This is a genomic window from Mumia sp. ZJ1417 (assembly GCF_014127285.1).
Classification (GTDB): Bacteria; Actinomycetota; Actinomycetes; order Propionibacteriales; family Nocardioidaceae; genus Mumia.
In genome coordinates this window covers 3,250,414-3,268,834 of sequence record NZ_CP059901.1, presented here as the reverse complement: position 1 = coordinate 3,268,834, position 18,421 = coordinate 3,250,414, and the positions used below count along the sequence as shown (strand labels likewise).

The following is an 18,421-nucleotide window of genomic DNA, read 5'->3' as shown; positions in this document are numbered from 1 at the left end:
CCCTCCCTCCAAGGTCGTGATGGGCCCGGGGTGGCGTTCTGCCGCCCCGGGCCCACGCCTCTCGATCGGTACTCAGAAGGAGCACGATGACGACCTCCGCGGTGGAGCTCGAGGGGATCGAGAAGCGATTCCCCGGTGTGATCGCGAACGACGACGTCAACCTGCGCATCGCACCCGGAACGGTCCACGCGCTCGTCGGCGAGAACGGGGCCGGCAAGTCGACGCTGATGAAGATCCTGTACGGGGTGCAGAAGCCTGACGGCGGGACCATCACCATCGACGGTGAGAAGGTCGAGTTCGCCAGCCCGTCCGACGCGATCGCGCGCGGCATCGGCATGGTGTTCCAGCACTTCATGCTCGCCGACAACCTCACGGTGCTCGAGAACGTCGTTCTCGGCGCCGAGAAGCTGTACGGCACCGGCGCGAAGGCCCGTGAGCAGGTCCGGGAGATCTCGCACCGGTTCGGGTTCAACCTCGACCCCGACGTGCTGGTCGAGGCACTCGGCGTCGCCGCGCGCCAACGGTTGGAGATCCTCAAGGTCCTCTACCGCGGCGCCAAGATCATCATCCTCGACGAGCCGACGGCGGTCCTCGTCCCGCAGGAGGTGGAGGCGCTCTTCGCCAACCTCGAGGGTCTCAAGGCCCAGGGGCACACGCTCCTGTTCATCTCGCACAAGCTCGACGAGGTGCTCGCGATCGCCGATGCGATCACGGTGATGCGACGCGGCACCACGGTCGGCAGCCCCGACCCCAAGCAGGTCACCAAGCGCCAGCTCGCCGAGCTCATGGTCGGCTCTGAGCTGCCGTCGCCCGAGACCGAGGAGTCGACGGTCACCGACGTCGTCGAGCTGCGCGTCAGCGACCTCACGATGGTCGACGAGTTCGGCCGTACGGTGCTCGACAGCATCGACCTCGAGATCCACCGCGGCGAGGTCCTCGGCATCGCCGGCGTCGAGGGCAACGGCCAGACAGAGCTCGTCGAGGGGATCCTCGCGATGCGGCCCACGACGGGCGAGGTGGAGCTCGGCGACACCGACATCTCGCAGTGGGCCACCCGTCGCCGTCGCGCCGCCGGGATCGGCTACATCCCTGAGGACCGGCACCGGCACGGGCTCCTGCTCGACTCCCCGTTGTGGGAGAACCGCATCCTCGGCCACGCGTACGAGGACGTCGCCGTCAAGGGCGGATGGATCAACCGCGGCGGCGCCCGCCGCGACTCCGAGCGGATCGTCGAGCAGTACGACGTCCGCACACCCGGCATCGACACCATGGCGCGCGCGCTGTCGGGCGGCAACCAGCAGAAGTTCATCGTCGGGCGCGAGCTGTCGGGCAAGCCCAGCCTGCTGATCGCGGCCCATCCGACCCGCGGCGTCGACGTCGGCGCGCAGGCGGCGATCTGGGACCAGATCAAGGACGCCCGACGCGCCGGGCTCGCCGTCCTGCTCATCTCGGCAGACCTCGACGAGCTCATCGGCCTGTCCGACCGCATCGAGGTCATCCTCCGCGGTCGCATCGTCGGCTCGTTCGACCCGCAAACCGTCACCCCGCAGGACCTCGGTGAGGCCATGACGGGCGGACAGGAGGAAGCATGAACCAGCTGCGCAACGTGGGCATCGCGATCGCCGCGCCGCTGCTCGCGATCGCGTTCTCGCTGGCTGTCACGAGCCTGGTCATCGAGATCTCCGGAGGCTCGGCCTCGGACTTCATCGGGATCATCTTCTCGTGGCCCGCTGACCGGATCCTGGTCAACATCGCCAACCAGTCGTCGTTGATCTACCTCTCCGCGCTCGCTGCCGCGGTGGGCTTCCGGATGAACCTCTTCAACATCGGTGTCGAGGGCCAGTACCGCATGGCCGCGTACGCCGGAGCCGTGTTCGCCGGGGCGGCGCTGCTGCCCGGCGCCCTCAACGTGCTCGGCTCGCTGCTCGTCGCGGTCGCGGCCGGCGCCGCGTGGGCGGGCATCGCAGGCCTGCTGAAGGTCACCCGCGGGGTGAGCGAGGTCATCTCGACGATCATGCTCAACGCGATCGCGGTGACCATCACGGGCTACCTCCTCAACACGTATGGGTTCAAGGCCGGCGACTCGCGTCGTACGACCGAGATCCCGGAGTCCAGCCAGGTCCCCGGCTGGCAGCCGTTCGAGAAGGCCTCCGGGGAGGTCTGGACCCTGGGGCTGCTCGCCGTCTTCGCGGGCATCGCGTTCTGGCTCGTCCTCAACAAGACCCGCTTCGGCTTCGACCTGCGTGCGACCGGCCAGTCGGAGTCGGCGGCGGTGGCCAGCGGCGTCAACACCAAGAAGATGACGATGCTGACGCTGCTCATCTCCGGTGGCATCGCGGGCCTCATCTGGATGCCGTCGCTGTTCGGCAGCGCGCACTACTACGGCACCACCTTCCAGCTCGGACTCGGCTTCACCGGCATCGCCGTCGCGCTGCTCGGACGCAACCGTGCGCTCCCGATCGCGTTCGCCGCGCTGCTGTTCGCGTTCCTCAACGAGCAGTCGAACCGCCTCACCATCGAGGCCGGCATCTCCGTCGAGGTCATCCAGATCACCCAGGGCATCATCGTGCTCGCAGTCGTCATCGCCTACGAGCTCGTGCGCCGCTATCGCGTCCGCGCCGAGGAGCGGCAGGTGGCCCAGGCACCCCGTCCCGACGCGACCCCTGAGGAGGTCTCGGCATGAGCACCGTGGTCACCGAGACGGCGCCCCCGCCGCCGCCGTCCCCGTCCGCGTCGCTCGGACGCTCCTACCGCTGGCTCGTGGTCACGTTCGGCTTCCTCGCGCTCGTCGCGTCCGTCCGCCTCATCAGCGGCGCCCACGAGATCGACTCGGTCGGGACGATCCAGGCCGCGCTGATCGCCACGTGCCCGATCCTGCTCGCCGCGCTCGGCGGTCTGTGGGCCGAGCGTGCCGGCATCGTCAACATCGGCCTCGAGGGCCAGATGATCCTCGGGACCTGGGGCGCCGCCTACTTCACCTACTTCTACGGTCCGTGGGTCGGCCTGATCGGCGCCGCTCTGATGGGCGCCCTCGGCGGCATCCTCCACGCGATCGCGACCGTCACGTTCGGCGTCGACCACATCGTCTCCGGCGTGGCGCTCAACATCATCGGCGCCGGCGCGGTCGCGTTCCTCGCCGAGGCGTACTTCCGTGATCTCGACGGCGGCGGCATCAAGCAGCTGACGGGTCTGTCGACCCCGCCGAAGGTCGAGATCCCCTGGCTCGGGGAGGCTGCTGCCGACCTCGCGGAGAAGCACTGGTTCGTGATCTCCGACCTCGCGGCCGTGGTCGCGGCGCTCACCCGCAACATGTCGATCATGGTCTACCTGGTCGCGGCGCTGGTCGTGTTCACCTCGTGGATCCTCTGGAAGACGACGTTCGGTCTGCGGCTGCGCTCGTGCGGCGAGAACCCGCAGGCTGCCGAGACGCTGGGCGTCAACGTCTATCTGTTCAAGTACATCGCGGTCATCATCTCCGGCGTCTTCGCCGGACTCGGCGGCTACATGCTGGTGCTGGTCTCGTCCAGCGGCTTCGTCACCGGGCAGACCGGCGGACGTGGCTACATCGGCCTCGCGGCGATGATCTTCGGCAACTGGCGGCCGTTCGGTGCCGCAGGTGCGGCGACGATGTTCGGCTACACCGACGCGATGCAGCTGCGCAACGCCGCCGCCGTGCACGCGCTGCTGCTCCTCGTGGCGGTCCTGCTGCTCGTCTTCATGCTGCTGCGCCTGCGCAAGGGCGACCGCAAGAACGCGATCCTGTTCGGCGCCGTGGGCGTGGGCTTCCTGGTGTGGTACCTGCTCAGCGACGAGGTGCCGCGTGAGTTCGCCGGCATGACCCCGTACGTCGCGACGCTGCTCGTGCTCGCACTCGGGACGCAACGTCTCCGCATGCCCGCGGCCGACGGCAAGCCCTATCGCAAGGGCCAAGCCGGATGAGCGGGGTCTCGACAGGCTCGACCGGCGGGGGCGGGGGCGACGTCGACTGGGAGGTCCTCCACGACGCGGCGGTCGAGGTCATGCGGCGCGCGTACGCCCCGTACTCGCACTATCGCGTCGGTGCCGCGGGCCTCACCGAAGACGGCCGTGTGGTCGTCGGCTGCAACGTCGAGAACGCCGCGTACGGCGTCGCGCTGTGCGCCGAGTGCGGCATGGTGTCGTCGCTGCACTCCACGGGCGGTGGCCGGCTCGTCGCGGTCGCGTGCGTGAACGGCGCCGAGCAGCCGGTGATGCCGTGCGGTCGCTGTCGCCAGCTTCTCTGGGAGAACGGTGGTCCGCAGATGCTGCTGCGCACCGTCCGCGGCGTCGTACCGATGACCGAGGTATTGCCCGACGCGTTCGACGACGAAGACCTCGCGGCCCGGTCCTGAGAGTTGCGAGCGATGATGAACCCGTGAAGATCGATGTCGACCTGAGCGATCCCGCCTTCGTCGCCGACCCGTACCCGGTGCTCGCCGAGCTGCGCGCTGCGGGCCCGATGCTGTGGCACGAGCCGACCCAGCGGTGGCTCGCGACCACGCACGACGCGGTCAGCCAGACGCTTCGCAAGCGGCGGCTCGGACGGATCTGGACCGACTGGGAGCCGACCGACGACATGGAGCCGTTCAACGCGCTCCATCGCAACCAGATGATGGAGAACGAGCCGCCGGCCCACACGCGGCTGCGCCGTCTGGTCGCGGGCGCGTTCGGGCGCGGCCACGTCGAGCGGATGCGCCCGCGCGTCGAGGCGCTCACCGCACGGCTGCTCGACGGACTCTCGGGCACGGCCGACATCCTCGGCGACTATGCGGAGCCGCTCCCGGTGTACGTCATCTGCGACCTCCTCGGCGTCCCTGGCGACGACCACGCCCAGCTGCGGACGTGGTCGCAGGGCATCGTCCACATGTACGAGCAGGGCGTCGGCGAGGAGACCAAGCGCGAGGCGATCACGGCGAGCGTCGCGTTCAGCGAGTACGTCGCCGCGCTCGTCGCGGAGCGCAAGGCGCAGATGGCCCGCGGTATCCGCGGTGATGACCTGCTGACCGACCTGATCGCCGAGCGCGACACGGAGTCCGGCGGTGCCGCCCGCCTGAGCGAGGACGAGCTGGTGGCGACGGTCGTGCTGCTGCTCAACGCCGGCCACGAGGCCTCGGTCAACGTCTTCGGCAACGGTGTCCACGCGTTGCTGTCCCACCCGGCACAGCGCGACCGCGTGCTGTCCGGCGCGGTGTCGGTCGCGACGGCGCTCGAGGAGCTGATCCGCTACGACGCGCCGCTGCAGCTGTTCGAGCGTACGGCGACGGCGGACGTCGAGATCGCGGGCACCAAGGTCCGTACGGGCGAGAAGGTGGCCTGCCTGATGGGCTCGGCCAACCGTGACGCCGCGGTGTTCGCCGAGCCCGACGCGTTCGACGTGTCGCGCGACCCCAACCCGCACGTCGGGTTCGGGATGGGACTGCACTTCTGCCTCGGCGCGCCGCTGGCACGGATGGAGCTCGAGATCTCGCTGGGCCGGCTGCTCGAGCGGTTCCCGCGGCTCGCGCTGAACGGAGTTGCACCACGCCGCCCGACCTGGGTGCTGCGTGGGTTCGAAGGTGTCGAGATCGATCTAGGAGAGGCCGCATGAGCATGGGCAGGCACGACGCTGTCGAGGTGATCGCGGCGAAGCGTGACGGGCACGCGCTGTCCGGTTCGCAGATCGACTGGGTCGTCGACGGCTACACGTCCGGCGAGGTGGCCGACGTCCAGATGGCGTCGCTGGCGATGGCGATCGTGCTCAACGGCATGGAGTTCGCCGAGGTCGCCCGCTGGACCGACGCGATGATCCGCAGTGGTGAGCGGATGGACTTCTCCGGGCTCTCGTGGCCGACGGCCGACAAGCACTCGACGGGCGGGGTCGGTGACAAGATCACGCTCCCGCTGGCGCCGCTGGTCGCCGCCTGCGGCGTCGCGGTGCCGCAGCTGTCGGGCCGTGGGCTCGGGCACACCGGCGGGACGCTCGACAAGCTCGAGTCGATCCCGGGGTGGCGCGCCGACCTGTCGAACGACGAGATGATGCGTCAGCTCGAGGACGTCGGCGCGGTGATCTGCGCCGCCGGCTCAGGGCTCGCTCCCGCGGACAAGAAGCTGTACGCGCTGCGTGACGTTACGGGCACGGTCGAGTCGATCCCGCTGATCGCGAGCTCGATCATGAGCAAGAAGATCGCCGAAGGCACCGGCGCGCTCGTGCTGGACGTCAAGGTCGGGTCGGGCGCGTTCATGAAGGACCTCGACGCCGCCCGCGAGCTCGCTCGCACGATGGTGGCGCTCGGCACGTCTGCCGGCGTGGACACCCGCGCGCTCGTCACGGACATGTCGACGCCGCTCGGGATGACCGCCGGCAACGCGCTCGAGGTCGCCGAGTCCGTCGAGGTGCTCGCAGGCGGCGGTCCCGCCGACGTCGTCGAGCTGACGCTCGCGCTCGCCCGCGAGATGCTCTCGGCCGCCGGGCGCGAGGACGTCGATCCCGCGGACGCGCTCGCCTCCGGCCGTGCGATGGACGTGTGGCGCCGCATGATCGCCGCGCAGGGCGGCGACCCTGACGCGGAGCTGCCGCACGCCTCCGACATCCAGGTCGTCGCCGCCGACCGTGACGGCTACGTGGGCCGCGTCGACGCGATGGCGGTCGGGCTCGCGGCGTGGCGCCTCGGCGCGGGCCGCTCGCGTCCTGGCGAGTCGGTCCAGGCCGGCGCCGGGGTCGAGCTGCACGTACGACCGGGAGACCGTGTCCGTACGGGCCAGCCGTTGATGACGCTGCACACGGACACTCCTGAGCGGTTCGCGAGGGCGCTCGCTGCGCTCGACGGCGGCTACGACGTGGTGGACGCCGCACCCGAGCCTCGTACGTCCCCGGTGCTCGAGCGCATCGTCTGAGCGCCGCACTAGGCTGGGCCGATGGTGAGCCCCGAGCAGATCGCGCGCGTCCCGAAGGTCCTCTTGCACGACCATCTCGACGGGGGCGTGCGCCCGGAGACCGTCGCGGAGATCGCCACGCGGACGGGGCACGCGCTGCCGGTCGTCGATCCGGGAGAGCTCGGTGACTGGTTCGCCGCCGCCGCGACGTCGGGGAGCCTCGTGCGCTACCTGGAGACGTTCGAGCACACCGTCGGCGTGATGCAGACGACCGACGACCTCGTACGGGTCGCCCGCGAGTGCGTCGAGGACCTTGCCGACGACGGCGTCGTGTACGCGGAGGTGCGGTGGGCTCCTGAGCAGCACCTCCGCGAGGGCCTCACGCTGACCGGCGCCGTGGACGCCGTGCGCGAGGGGTTCGTGCAGGGGACGGCCGAGGCCGCGAGGCGCGGACGGACGATTCACGCGCGCCAGATCCTCACCGCGATGCGGCACCAGGCGCGCTCGCTCGAGATCGCCGAGCTCGCCGTGGCGTACCGCGACCGCGGCGTCGTCGGCTTCGACATCGCCGGCGCCGAGGCCGGCTACCCGCCCACCAGGCACCTCGACGCGTTCGAGTACCTCCACCGCGAGAACGCGCACTTCACCATCCACGCCGGCGAGGCGTTCGGGCTGCCGTCGATCTGGCAGGCCATCCAGTGGTGCGGCACCGACCGGCTCGGTCACGGTGTCCGGATCATCGACGACATCGACCTCACCGATCCGGACGAGCCACGCCTCGGTCTGCTTGCCGCGTACGTGCGTGACAAGCGCATCCCGCTCGAGCTGTGCCCGTCGTCGAATGTCCAGACAGGGGCGGCGCCGTCGATCGCCGAGCACCCCATCGGCACGCTCGCGTCGCTGGGTTTTCGCGTCACCGTCAACACCGACAACCGGCTGATGAGCCAGACGTCCATGACCCGAGAGATGTCGCTTCTCGTGGAGGCGTTCGGCTACGATCTGGACGATCTCCGGTGGTTCACGGTGAACGCGATGAAGAGCGCGTTCCTCCCCTTCGACCAGCGGCTCGCGCTCATCCAAGATGCGATCAAGCCGGGTTATGCTATATAGCCCTTTCCGGACTCTGCTACCTTGTGCGCAGCCGCGTGTGAAACATGCCACGAAGTAGGGAGAATCCATGGGCGGGCGTCACGCCATTGCCAAGGAGAACGAGGCCGGCCATAAGTGGCAGTACGGCATCGGACTCGTTGTCATCGCCACGATCCTCACCGGGGTCTTCGTCCTGAGGGACAAAGAGGCCCCGGCCGCTGCGTCGTGCGCGACGACGCACGACGTGTCCGTCGCCGTCGCGCCCGAGATCGCGCCGGTCGTTGAGGCGGCGGTCGAGCGTGTCGGCGAGGACGCCTGCGCGGCGTACACGGTCGAGGCGCAGGCCCCGGCTCTCGTCGCGCAGTCGCTCGCGATCGGTGAGGGAGCGCCAGATCTGTGGATCCCGGACTCGACGCTCTGGCTCGCGCGCGTCACCGCGCAGCAGCCCGAGGGTGCTGCTGGTCCGGAGGTCGTCACGAAGTCCGTGGCGACATCACCCGTCGTGCTCGCTCTCCCGAAGGGCGGGCCGGGACGCCCCGACACCTGGCTCCAGGCGATGTCCGACCCGAAGTTCACCAACGGTGACGCGCTCGCGACGACGCAGGCCACCGTGCCGCTCCTCGCTGCGCAGGCTGAGGCAGCGAAGGGGCTCACGAGCGCCGAGACCGTCGGGGCCGCGTTGGTCACGCTGGCGCAGCGCCAGTCGGCTGCTGCACCCAAGACCAACCCTGCCGAGCTGCTCGCCGACGTCGCGAAGGTCGGTGGCAGCACGGTCGTGAGCGAGCAGACGTTCAGCGCCGTCCCGGGCAGCGCCGAGTTCGTCGCCGTGATCCCCAAGACCGGCAGCCTGGTCCTCGACTACCCGCTCGCCGCCGCGTCCGACAACCCCGGCAACGCCCGCGCCGCAAAGGCGCTCACGTCGGCCCTCGGGTCCGCCGACGGTGTCAAGGGTCTGACCGAGGCGGGCTTCCGCAAGCCGTCGGGTGAGCCGTTGCCGGAGGGCAAGGGCGTCGGCCAGTTCACCCCGATCGCGCTCGACAACCCGCAGCTCATCGCGCAGACCCTGCGCAAGTGGTCGGTCATCGCGCTTCCCGCGCAGACCGTCGCCGTGATCGACGTGTCGGGCTCGATGGAGGCGCAGGTCGGCGACTCCACTCGCATGGGCCTGACCATCGAGGCGGGGCTGACAGGGCTCTCCCTGATGCCCGACTCGTGGGCCGTCGGCTCGTGGGCGTTCTCGCACAAGCTCGACGGCGAGCAGGACTGGAAGAAGCTCGCCCCGATCCGCAAGCTCGGCTCGGTCGACGGCGGGGTCAAGCACCGCGACCTGGTCGTCGAGAAGATCAAGCAGATGGGGACGCTGGTCGGCGGCGGCACGGGTCTGTACGACACGGTTCTCGCGGCCTGGCGCACCGTCCAGGCGCAGTACGACCCGAAGTCGATCAACTCGGTCATCATCCTCACTGACGGCAAGAACGAGGACTCAGACAGCCTGTCCCAGTCCGAGCTCCTTGCCACGATCCAGCGCGAGCGTGACCCGGCGCGTCCGGTCACCGTCATCGCGATCGGGATCACCGAGGACGCCGACGAGGACGCCCTCAACAAGATCGCGAAGGCCACGGGGGGCCAGGCCTACATCGCGCGGGAGGCTTCAGAGATCCCGAAGGTGTTCGTCAACGCCCTCGAAGCCCGAGGGTGACACACTCACACTCCGCTCACCCGGCGTCGCGCCGTCCGTTCGCACGGGCGGCGCAGCGCTGTCGGTGTGGCGCCTAGGCCCTCGGGTAGGAGCAAGGACCAATGGCAGGACGTCATGCGGACGCCAAGGACGGCGCCGACAACCGACCGATGACGTACGCGATCGGCTTCGCAGTGGTGGTGGTCCTGGTCGTCGGCTTCCTCGTGCTGCGAGACGATGACGAGCCAGCGGCCGCCGACTGCGCGAAGACGGCCCCGGTGCGGGTCGCGGTCACCCCGGAGCTCGCGCCGATCGTCGAAGCCGCGACCGAGCGCGCCGACACCGACAGGTGCGTGTCGTACGAGGTCCTCGCCGAACAACCCGCGCTCACCTCGCAGGCGGTCACGCTCGACGACGGGGCACCCGACGTCTGGATCCCCGACTCGAGCGTGTGGCTGACGCGCGTCGCCGGCCAGCTCGTCGAAGGGGTCGAGGCTCCGCGTACGCTCGTCCGCTCGGTGGCGACCTCGCCTGTCGTCCTCGCGTGGCCGAAGAGCGGCGGCGATCCGCCCTCGAAGTGGCTCCAGGTGCTCACCAACCCCGGGTTCACCATCGGTGACCCGCTGTCGACCGCGACCGCAACGGCCCCGCTGCTCGCCGCGCATGCAGAGGCAGGGAGCAGCCTGACGCCGGCGGCGTTCGACACCGTCAGCTCGGCACAGGTGACGCTGGCCCAGAGGCAGTCCGGCAACCCCGCGACGGCCGACCCCGCGGGGCTGCTCGACACGACCGCGAAGTCCGGCGGGAGCACTGTCGTCAGCGAGCAGGTCTTCAACGCGTCGGCGGCCGCCGACTCCTTCGTGCCGGTGCTGCCGGGGGAGGGGAGCTTCGCGCTCGGCTATCCGTTGGCCCTCGTCTCGGGCGATCCGGCCCACGAGGCCGCGGCGAAGGCGCTCGCGGCCGCGCTGACGTCGGCGAAGGGCCTCGCCTCGCTCGAGAAGGCCGGGTTCCGAGCCCCGTCCGGCGAGCCGCTCTCCGAGGGCAGCGCGATCGGCTCCTTCGCGTCGATGACGATCGAGGACCCAGCCGTCATCGCCGACACCCTGCGGCGCTGGTCCTTGATCGCCCTCCCGGCGCGGGCGCTCGCCGTGATCGACGTGTCCGAGCCGATGGGGGAGCGTGCCGGCGATTCGACCCGCATGGGGCTGACCACGGCGGCCGCGCTGACCGGGCTCGGGCTGATGCCCGACTCGTGGTCGCTCGGGTCGTGGGCCTTCTCGCGCAAGCTCGACGGCAAGAAGGACTGGAAGGAGCTCGCTCCCATCAGGCCGCTCACCGCCACCACGGGGGGCAAGAACCAGCGCGACATCGTGGTGCAGCAGACGAAGTCGCTCCGCAAGCTCGTCGGTGGCCGCACGGGCCTGTACGACACGACGCTGGCGGCCTACCGGACCGTGCAGGCGCGGTACGACCCGAAGGCCGTCAACTCAGTGATCATCCTCACGGGCGGGCGCAACGACGACCCGGGGAGCATCTCGCGCGCCAAGCTCGTCGAGACGCTCAAGCGCGAGCGCGACCCGGCGCGCCCCGTCGTCGTGATCGCGATCGGCATCACCGAGGACGCCGACGCGTTCTCGTTGCAGGAGATCGCGAAGGCGACCGGCGGGCAGGTCTACCTGGCGCGCCAGCCGGGCGAGATCGCGGACGTGTTCGTCAACGCCCTGCGTTCGCGCCACTGATGCCGCCGAGCGCCGCGATCCGGCGCTCGGCCTGGCGGGGCGTGACGGGCCGGCAGCCGTGCTCCTCCGCGAGCGCGACCACGGCCGGCTCCTCGCGCGTGAGGTGCAGGCCGCGACGCAGCAGCACAGGCAGCGACTTGCGCTTCTCGCGCAGGTCGCGCGCCAGTCGCAGGACGAACGTGACGAGCCGGTGGTGGCGGACACACAGCGCGTCGACGAGCAACCCGCGCCGGGCGAGCTCGGCCACGATGACGTGCGCGAAGAGTCCCTCGGCGACGACCATGGTGGCGTCGCCGAGGATGAGCGTGTGCCAACCCGTGCGACGGCTCAGAGAGATGTCGTACACCGGCACGTCGACCGTGCCGGTGGTGCACAGCGTCTCGAGGGCATCGCACGCCGCCTCGGCGTCCCACGACCGGAGGTCGTCCCAATCGACGACCTCGGTCTCGCCGAACGTGATCGTGGGCAGGCCCGGGTCGCCTGCCTCGCGGTAGAAGTCGTCGAGCCTGACCACGGGCAGCCCGCTGCGCTCGGCGACCCGGGACTTGCCGGAGCCGGACGGACCGGACAGGACGACGACACCGACGGGGGTGCTCACACGCCCACGGGGTGCCACACGGTCTTCGTCTCGAGGAAGGCCGTCATGCGGGCGATCGACGGCTCGGCCGTCCAGTCAGGGCTGCTGGGGCGCAGCACGCGCTTCAGGTTGATCGCGGCCTCGGCCTCGAGCTCGGTGGCGAGGTCGTGGTCGTCGACCCCGGTCAGGTCGAGCGCGTTGACGTCGAGGTGTGCCGCGAGCCAGGGCCCGAGCTCGGTGACGTCGCCGGTGAGGACGTTCACCACGCCGCCGGGCACGTCGGAGGTCGCGAGGACCTCGGAGAGCGTGACGGCGGCGAGCGGCCGCTCGCACGAGGTGACGACGACGGCGGTGTTGCCGGAGACGATCACCGGTGCGAGCACCGACACCAGGCCGAGCAGGCTGTCGTCGGCGGGTGCGGCCACGGCGACGACGCCGGTCGGTTCGGGGGAGGAGAGGTTGAAGTACGGCCCGGCGACCTGGTTGGCGTTGCCGGTGACCTGGGCGAGCTTGTCGGCCCACCCCGCGTACCAGACCCACCGGTCGATCGCGGCGTCGACGACCTTGGCCGCCTGCGCCTTGGTCCGCCCCTCGGCGGCGACGACGTCGGCCGTGAACTGGTCGTGGCGTCCCTCGATCATCTCGGCGACGCGGTAGAGGATCTGGCCCCGGTTGTACGGGGTACGCCCTGCCCAGCCGCCGAAGGCCTTGCGGGCCGCCACGACGGCGTCGCGGGCGTCCTTGCGCGAGGCCTTGGCCGCGTTGGCCAGGAAGCGGCCCTGGGTGTCGGTCACCTCGTACGTGTGGCCGGACTCGGAGCGGGGGAACGCCCCGCCGATGTAGAGCTTGTACGTTTTGCGTACGTCGAGCCGGCTCATGCGGTCTCGCCCTCCTGAAGGTCTGCGCTCGTGAGGTACGCGGCGAGGCCCTGGCGCCCGCCCTCGCGGCCGTAGCCGGACTCCTTGTATCCGCCGAACGGCGAGGCTGGGTCGAACTTGTTGAAGGTGTTGGCCCACACGACCCCGGCACGGAGGCGGTCGGCGATCGCGAGGATGCGCGACCCCTTGTCGGTCCAGACGCCCGCCGACAGACCGTACGGAGTGTTGTTGGCCTTGGCGACCGCCTCGTCCGGCGTCCGGAACGTGAGGACGGACAGCACCGGGCCGAAGATCTCCTCGCGCGCGATGCGGTGGGCCTGGGTCACGCCGGTGAAGACGGTCGGCGCGTACCAGAAGCCCGACGTCGGGAGCTCGCACGGTGGCGACCAGCGCTCGGCGCCCTCGTCGTCACCGGTGCTCGCGAGCGCGGTGATGCGGTCGAGCTGCTCGCGGGAGTTGATGGCACCGATGTCGGTGTTCTTGTCGAGGGGGTCGCCGACGCGCAGCGTGGTCATGCGGCGCTTGAGGCGCTCCATGACGTCGTCGTACACGTTCTCCTGGACCAGCAGCCGAGAGCCGGCACAGCACACATGGCCCTGGTTGAAGAAGATCCCGGAGACGATGCCTTCGATCGCCTGGTCCATCGGGGCGTCCTCGAAGACGATGTTGGCGGCCTTGCCGCCGAGCTCGAGGGTGAGTCGCTTGTCAGTGCCGGCGACCGACCGCGCGATCTGGCGGCCGACGTCGGTCGACCCGGTGAACGCGACCTTGTCGACGTCGGGGTGGGTGACGAGCGCCTGCCCGGTCGCACCGGCGCCGGTGATGATGTTGACGACGCCCGGCGGGAGGTCGGCCTGCTGGCAGATCTCGGCGAACAGGAGCGCGGTCAGCGGCGTGGTCTCGGCGGGCTTGAGGACGACCGTGTTGCCGGCGGCGAGCGCGGGCGCGATCTTCCACGACAGCATCAGCAGCGGGAAGTTCCAGGGGATCACCTGGGCGGCGACCCCGAGGGGGCGCGGCTGGGAGCCCAGCCCTGCGTACGCGAGCTTGTCGGCCCATCCGGCGTAGTAGAAGAACCACTGCGACACGAGCGGGATGTCGACGTCGCGCGACTCCTTGATCGGCTTGCCGTTGTCGAGCGACTCCAGCACGGCCAGCTCGCGGCTGCGCTCAGCGAGGATGCGGGCGATGCGGTAGAGATACTTCGCACGCTCGCGGCCCGGCATCCGCGACCAGCTGCGGAAGGCGCGGCGGGCGGCGGCGACCGCGGCGTCGACGTCGGCGTCGGTCGCCTCGGTGACCTCGGCGAGCACCTCCTCGGTCGCGGGGTTGACGGTCTTGAACGTCCGGCCGTCGACCCCTTCGGTGAAGGAGCCGTCGATGAACAGCCCGTACGAGGGCTGGAGGTCGACGATGGCCCGCGACTCGGGTGCTGGTGCGTAGTCGAGCGGTGTGGGGGGTACGGCGTGGTCAGCCATGTCGGTGCCTCAGTCGATCGTCACGTAGTCGGGTCCGGCATAACGGCCGGTCTCGAACTTCTGGCGCTGCATGAGCAGGTCGTTGAGCAGGCTCGACGCCCCGAACCGGAACCAGGTTGGCGTCATCCAGTCGACGCCTGCGGTCTCGTTGACCGTGACGAGGTATTTGAAGGCGTCCTTGGTCGTCCGGATGCCGCCTGCGGGCTTGACACCCACCTGCACGCCAAAGGCGTCGCGGAAGTCACGCACCGCCTCGAGCATGAGCAGCGTCACCGGCAGCGTCGCCGCAGGGGAGACCTTGCCGGTGCTGGTCTTGATGAAGTCGGCTCCGGCGAGCATCGCCAGCCAGGACGCGCGACGGACGTTGTCGTACGTCGCCAGCTCGCCGGTCTCGAGGATCACCTTGAGGTGGGCGCGAGAGCCGTCGCCACGCTCGCACGCCGCGCGGACGGCGACGATCTCCTCGTACACCTTCAGCAGGTCGCCGGCGAGGAACGCGCCACGGTCGATGACCATGTCGATCTCACTGGCACCCGCGGCGACGGCGTTCTCGGTGTCAGCGATCTTGATCGGCAGCGCGGCGCGTCCGGACGGGAACGCGGTGGCGACGCTCGCGACGCCGACAGGCGCGTCGCCGAGGGCTTCGCGGGCGACGGCGACGAGGTCGGGATAGACGCAGACAGCAGCGACCTGCGGGCAGGTCGGGTCGGACGGGTCCGGGCGCAGAGCCTTCGCGGCCAGCGACCGCACCTTGCCGGGGGTGTCGGCCCCCTCGAGCGTCGTCAGGTCGACCATCGAGATCGCGAGGTCGATCGCCGTGCGTTTGGCGTCCTTCTTGATGGATCGGGTCGCGAGTGCGGCGGCGCGCGCCTCCAGCCCGACCTGGTCGACCCCGGAGAGGTCGCCCAGCACGGACCGGACGTCGGCGGCGCTGCCGAGCACGGTGGGTGTCATGGTCACAAGGCCAGTCTAAATGCGTGTGGGAGGTGCTACCCCCCATGCTGGGGGCATGGCTGATGCACAGGGACCGGTCGTGGTCGGAATCGATGGTTCGGAGGATGCGACGCTCGCGCTCAGGTGGGCGAGTGTTTACGCGGTGGCGACCGGGGCGGCGGTGAGAGCGGTCGCCGTCCTGGGGCACGACCTGGCGGGCTCCGACGCCGCTGACGAGGTCGAGACGACCCTGGTCCAGGAGGCCCAGTCCGTGCTGGCGGAGGCCGGCGCGACGACGTACGAGGTCGAGACGCGCGTAGGAAAGGCGTCCGAGGAGCTCATCGCGCTCTCGTCGGAGGCGTCCGTCGTCGTGCTGGGGAGTCAGGGCCACGGGGCGATCGAGGGTCTGGTGGTCGGCTCGGTGAGCCAGCACGTCTCTCGCCACGCCGACTCTCCGGTCGTGGTCATCAGGGAGCCTGCACGACCGCAGGCGACCCGGGTTGTCGTCGGCACCGACGGTTCGGACGAGTCCGCCCCCGCCGTGGAGTGGGCCTTCGCCTATGCGGCTGCGACGGGGGTGGATCTGACGGTGGTGTACGGCTTCCGTACGTCGGCGTCGAGCCCCGCGATCCTCTCGGGATACATCCCGACCAACGTCGGCGACGAGATCGCGGTCGCGGAGGGGGTGCTCGCGGACGTGGTGGCGCCCCTGTCCGCCCGCTACCCCGGGGTGAGCGTTCAGCAGGAGGCGATCACGGTTCCTGCTGCGGTCGCGCTCGCCGATGCGTCGGAGACAGCCGCGCTCGTCGTGGTCGGCTCGCGGGGGAGGGGCGCGTTCGAGGGCATGCTGCTGGGCTCGGTGAGCCAGAGCCTGCTGCACCACGCTCGGTGCGCGGTCGCTGTCGTGCGCTGACCTGCGCCACTGCTCGTCCTGGCGCACTGCCAGCTGGCGTTGCACGTGCTATTTGTCCGATTTGTTCAGATATGTCACTCTCGGATAAGGAGTACGGCCCTCAGTGGCCTTGCGTGTAGCGTCCCCCGCACCCCCGGGCGGGCGTGGACGCTGGGATGACGAGCATCCGCTCCTGTGCGTCCGGTGGCGGCGGTATCCGCCGCTTCCGGGCGCCGTACGTGCGACCCCCGGCGCGTAAGAGGCAGTCCTCACGATGTTCACCGAGCCCTTGTGCTCGGTCGATCCCGCCTGCTCCGGACCGGTCGCTACGCCATGACCGACCGGTACAGGAGCAGCACCATGAACACCCCTATCCTCCGACGCCGGGCACGCCACGCAGCCGTGGTCGTGCTCGCCGTCGGCGCCTCACTCGTAGGCGCCACCCTCGCCACCTCGGCGCCCGCCTCGGCGGCGCAAGTCCCGGCTCAGACCCCCGCGGCCCAGACCTCCGCAGCATCCGTGGCATCCGCGGCGTCCGCGACCAAGGCGGTGTCCGCGAAGGCCGCCGACAAGTCCAGCAACGGCGTCGCACGCGGCATCGATGTCTCGGGGCACCAGCACCCGCGGGGCCGGGCGATCAACTTCACCAAGGTCCGCAAGGCCGGCTACACCTACGCCTTCATCAAGGCGACCGAGGGGCGGTCGTTCGTCAACGAGTACGCCAAGACCGACGGCCGTGCGAGTCAGCGTGCCGGCCTCGCCACCGGCTACTACCACTTCGCGCGTCCGGGGACCCCTGCCGTCGCGCAGGCACGCCACTTCGTGAACCAGGTCCGCCGTACGGGCGTCGACAAGCCGATGCTCGTCCTCGACCTCGAGGACACGGACGGCCGCTCGCGCTCCCACCTGCGCAACTGGGCCAAGCGCTGGCTTCAGACGGTCGAGCGGATGACGGGCACACGCCCGCTCCTTTACACCGGTCCGGGCTTCTGGAACGCGTCCGTCCGCGGCTCCATCCCCTTCGCGAAGTACCCCCTGTGGGTCGCGCACTACGAGACGCGGCGCCCGACCGTACCCGCACCGTGGCGCAAGCAGGCGATCTGGCAGCACTCCAGCACCGCACGCGTCCCCGGTGTCCCCGGGCTCGCCGATGTGAACGTCGCCTCGCCTCAGGTCGCCGCGCGCCTCGCGCCGCCGAGCTCCGACCTCGCCCGGAGCGCCAAGACGGCCGCCGCCGAGACACAGACCAGCCGGTCGGGCGAGCGCCCCGCCGCTCCCAAGGCAGCCGCCCCTGCGGCGGAGGAGCCGAAGGTCGCCGACGCGCGGATCGAAGGCGCATCCGCCGAGAAGAGCGCGAAGTCCCCGCTGCCTGGCGTCCTGCTCGACGCGCTCACCGAGCATGCTGAGTCGGGCAAGAAGCTGAGCGGTGTCCCAGGCCTGACCCGCTGAGGTCCGCTCGCACCCGTACGGACGCAGACGCGCCGTGCCTCTCATGAGAGGCACGGCGCGTCTTGTCTCATGAGAGGCACGGCGCGTCTTGTCTCCGTACTCTCGCCGTAATACTCTGAGTCGAGTACTCGATATCGGAGGGAGAGAGCGATGGCCGTACGACGCCCAACGAACGCGCTCGCGCTCGCCGTGCTCAGCCTGCTGGCCGAGCGGCCGATGCACCCGTACGAGATGTCGAGCACCTTGCGCGAGCGGCACAAGGAGGAGAGCATCCGGCTCAACTACGGGTCGCTCTACTCCGTCGTCGAGTCGCTCGAGAAGAAGGGCCTCATCGCGGCGCGCGAGACCGTCCGCGAGGGGAGGCGTCCCGAGCGCACGGTCTACGAGATCACCTCGGACGGCGAGATCGTGATGACCGACTGGCTCAGCGAGCTCCTCAGCGAGCCGACTCCGCAGTTCACCGACTTCGAAGCCGCCCTGTCGCTCATCGCCACGCTGCCGCCCGACGACGTCGTGCCGCTCCTGGAGCGGCGGCTGTCCGAGCTCACGCTGCAGTCGCGGGCGTACGACGCGATCCGTCAGGCGCTGCCCGATGGCTTCCCTCGGCTGTTCGTCCTCGAGAGCGACTACCAGGAGGCCGTCCGCGCCGCCGAGCGTGAGTTCGTCGCGGCGTTGCTTGCCGACCTGCGCACGGAGACGTTCGAGGGCATCAGCATCTGGCGACGCATGCACGAGCTGCGCGCCGAGGGTGCCGACCCGCAGGAGGCGGAGCGGCGGCTCGTCGAGGAGTTCCCCGAGCTCGGAGTGCTGATGTCCGGGCCCTGACCACCGACTTCCG

At 70.3% G+C, this 18,421-nt stretch carries 16 protein-coding genes; 12 read left to right on the top strand and 4 right to left on the bottom strand.

Features of this window, described 5'->3' with window-relative positions; translation table 11 throughout:
- The first annotated feature begins 86 nt into the window (after positions 1-86).
- The 9 genes from H4N58_RS15885 to H4N58_RS15845 all read left to right on the top strand — a co-directional run bounded on the left by H4N58_RS15885 (position 87) and on the right by H4N58_RS15845 (position 11,376).
- Positions 87-1,592 carry an ABC transporter ATP-binding protein gene (locus tag H4N58_RS15885; protein ID WP_167005354.1) on the top strand — a complete coding sequence of 502 codons (1,506 nt, stop codon included), beginning with the start codon at positions 87-89 and terminating at the stop codon, positions 1,590-1,592.
- Complete coding sequence (locus tag H4N58_RS15880) at positions 1,589-2,683, top strand: ABC transporter permease (protein ID WP_167005351.1); 1,095 nt, start codon at positions 1,589-1,591, stop codon at positions 2,681-2,683. The genes H4N58_RS15885 and H4N58_RS15880 overlap by 4 nt, the downstream gene beginning before the upstream one ends.
- Positions 2,680-3,939, top strand: a complete 1,260-nt coding sequence (locus H4N58_RS15875) for an ABC transporter permease (protein WP_167005348.1) — start codon at positions 2,680-2,682, stop codon at positions 3,937-3,939. The genes H4N58_RS15880 and H4N58_RS15875 overlap by 4 nt, the downstream gene beginning before the upstream one ends.
- Positions 3,936-4,370 (top strand): cytidine deaminase, encoded by a 435-nt coding sequence (locus H4N58_RS15870; protein ID WP_167005345.1) that lies wholly within the window; start codon positions 3,936-3,938, stop codon positions 4,368-4,370. The genes H4N58_RS15875 and H4N58_RS15870 overlap by 4 nt, the downstream gene beginning before the upstream one ends.
- Before the next feature lie 23 nt (positions 4,371-4,393).
- Positions 4,394-5,605 (top strand): cytochrome P450, encoded by a 1,212-nt coding sequence (locus H4N58_RS15865; protein ID WP_243845152.1) that lies wholly within the window; start codon positions 4,394-4,396, stop codon positions 5,603-5,605.
- Positions 5,606-5,607: 2 nt separating this feature from the next.
- Entirely contained in the window at positions 5,608-6,891 is a 1,284-nt protein-coding gene (locus H4N58_RS15860; protein ID WP_167007079.1) for a thymidine phosphorylase, read from the top strand.
- A gap of 21 nt (positions 6,892-6,912) precedes the next feature.
- Entirely contained in the window at positions 6,913-7,980 is a 1,068-nt protein-coding gene (locus H4N58_RS15855; RefSeq protein WP_167005342.1) for an adenosine deaminase, read from the top strand.
- A 67-nt stretch (positions 7,981-8,047) separates the two neighbouring features.
- Positions 8,048-9,658, top strand: coding sequence for a substrate-binding and VWA domain-containing protein (locus H4N58_RS15850; RefSeq protein ID WP_167251676.1), 1,611 nt, complete (start codon positions 8,048-8,050; stop codon positions 9,656-9,658).
- A gap of 101 nt (positions 9,659-9,759) precedes the next feature.
- Positions 9,760-11,376 (top strand): substrate-binding domain-containing protein, encoded by a 1,617-nt coding sequence (locus H4N58_RS15845; RefSeq protein WP_167251677.1) that lies wholly within the window; start codon positions 9,760-9,762, stop codon positions 11,374-11,376.
- Here H4N58_RS15845 and H4N58_RS15840 read toward each other — a convergent pair.
- From H4N58_RS15840 to deoC, 4 genes are read right to left on the bottom strand one after another with little or no spacing between them, the layout of a single operon-like run.
- Complete coding sequence (locus H4N58_RS15840) at positions 11,351-11,974, bottom strand: uridine kinase (protein WP_167251678.1); 624 nt, start codon at positions 11,972-11,974, stop codon at positions 11,351-11,353. The two genes, H4N58_RS15845 and H4N58_RS15840, sit on opposite strands and share 26 nt — an antisense overlap.
- A complete protein-coding gene (locus H4N58_RS15835; RefSeq protein ID WP_167251679.1) occupies positions 11,971-12,831 on the bottom strand; it encodes an aldehyde dehydrogenase family protein in 861 nt (286 codons plus the stop codon). Before H4N58_RS15835 ends, H4N58_RS15840 begins: the two co-directional genes overlap by 4 nt.
- Entirely contained in the window at positions 12,828-14,309 is a 1,482-nt protein-coding gene (locus tag H4N58_RS15830; RefSeq protein ID WP_167251680.1) for an aldehyde dehydrogenase family protein, read from the bottom strand. The genes H4N58_RS15835 and H4N58_RS15830 overlap by 4 nt, the downstream gene beginning before the upstream one ends.
- Before the next feature lie 9 nt (positions 14,310-14,318).
- Positions 14,319-15,263, bottom strand: a complete 945-nt coding sequence (deoC, locus tag H4N58_RS15825) for a deoxyribose-phosphate aldolase (protein WP_167007076.1) — start codon at positions 15,261-15,263, stop codon at positions 14,319-14,321.
- Positions 15,264-15,318: 55 nt separating this feature from the next.
- On the opposite strand from deoC, the gene H4N58_RS15820 reads away from it, so the two are divergent.
- The 3 genes from H4N58_RS15820 (at position 15,319) to H4N58_RS15810 (ending at position 18,408) form a co-directional block, all read left to right on the top strand.
- Positions 15,319-16,155, top strand: coding sequence for a universal stress protein (locus H4N58_RS15820; RefSeq protein WP_167005324.1), 837 nt, complete (start codon positions 15,319-15,321; stop codon positions 16,153-16,155).
- 339 nt (positions 16,156-16,494) lie between these two features.
- Positions 16,495-17,583, top strand: a complete 1,089-nt coding sequence (locus H4N58_RS15815; RefSeq protein WP_167005321.1) for a glycoside hydrolase family 25 protein — start codon at positions 16,495-16,497, stop codon at positions 17,581-17,583.
- Positions 17,584-17,733: 150 nt separating this feature from the next.
- A complete protein-coding gene (locus tag H4N58_RS15810; RefSeq protein WP_167251681.1) occupies positions 17,734-18,408 on the top strand; it encodes a PadR family transcriptional regulator in 675 nt (224 codons plus the stop codon).
- Positions 18,409-18,421: the final 13 nt, after the last annotated feature.

Coding starts and splice junctions, on each gene's coding strand:
- H4N58_RS15885 (WP_167005354.1), top strand. CDS start 87: ATGACGACCTCCGCGGTGGAGCTCGAGGGGATCGAGAAGCGATTCCCC.
- H4N58_RS15880 (WP_167005351.1), top strand. CDS start 1,589: ATGAACCAGCTGCGCAACGTGGGCATCGCGATCGCCGCGCCGCTGCTC.
- H4N58_RS15875 (WP_167005348.1), top strand. CDS start 2,680: ATGAGCACCGTGGTCACCGAGACGGCGCCCCCGCCGCCGCCGTCCCCG.
- H4N58_RS15870 (WP_167005345.1), top strand. CDS start 3,936: ATGAGCGGGGTCTCGACAGGCTCGACCGGCGGGGGCGGGGGCGACGTC.
- H4N58_RS15860 (WP_167007079.1), top strand. CDS start 5,608: ATGGGCAGGCACGACGCTGTCGAGGTGATCGCGGCGAAGCGTGACGGG.
- H4N58_RS15855 (WP_167005342.1), top strand. CDS start 6,913: ATGGTGAGCCCCGAGCAGATCGCGCGCGTCCCGAAGGTCCTCTTGCAC.
- H4N58_RS15850 (WP_167251676.1), top strand. CDS start 8,048: ATGGGCGGGCGTCACGCCATTGCCAAGGAGAACGAGGCCGGCCATAAG.
- H4N58_RS15845 (WP_167251677.1), top strand. CDS start 9,760: ATGGCAGGACGTCATGCGGACGCCAAGGACGGCGCCGACAACCGACCG.
- H4N58_RS15835 (WP_167251679.1), bottom strand. CDS start 12,831: ATGAGCCGGCTCGACGTACGCAAAACGTACAAGCTCTACATCGGCGGG.
- H4N58_RS15830 (WP_167251680.1), bottom strand. CDS start 14,309: ATGGCTGACCACGCCGTACCCCCCACACCGCTCGACTACGCACCAGCA.
- deoC (WP_167007076.1), bottom strand. CDS start 15,263: ATGACACCCACCGTGCTCGGCAGCGCCGCCGACGTCCGGTCCGTGCTG.
- H4N58_RS15820 (WP_167005324.1), top strand. CDS start 15,319: ATGGCTGATGCACAGGGACCGGTCGTGGTCGGAATCGATGGTTCGGAG.
- H4N58_RS15815 (WP_167005321.1), top strand. CDS start 16,495: ATGAACACCCCTATCCTCCGACGCCGGGCACGCCACGCAGCCGTGGTC.
- H4N58_RS15810 (WP_167251681.1), top strand. CDS start 17,734: ATGGCCGTACGACGCCCAACGAACGCGCTCGCGCTCGCCGTGCTCAGC.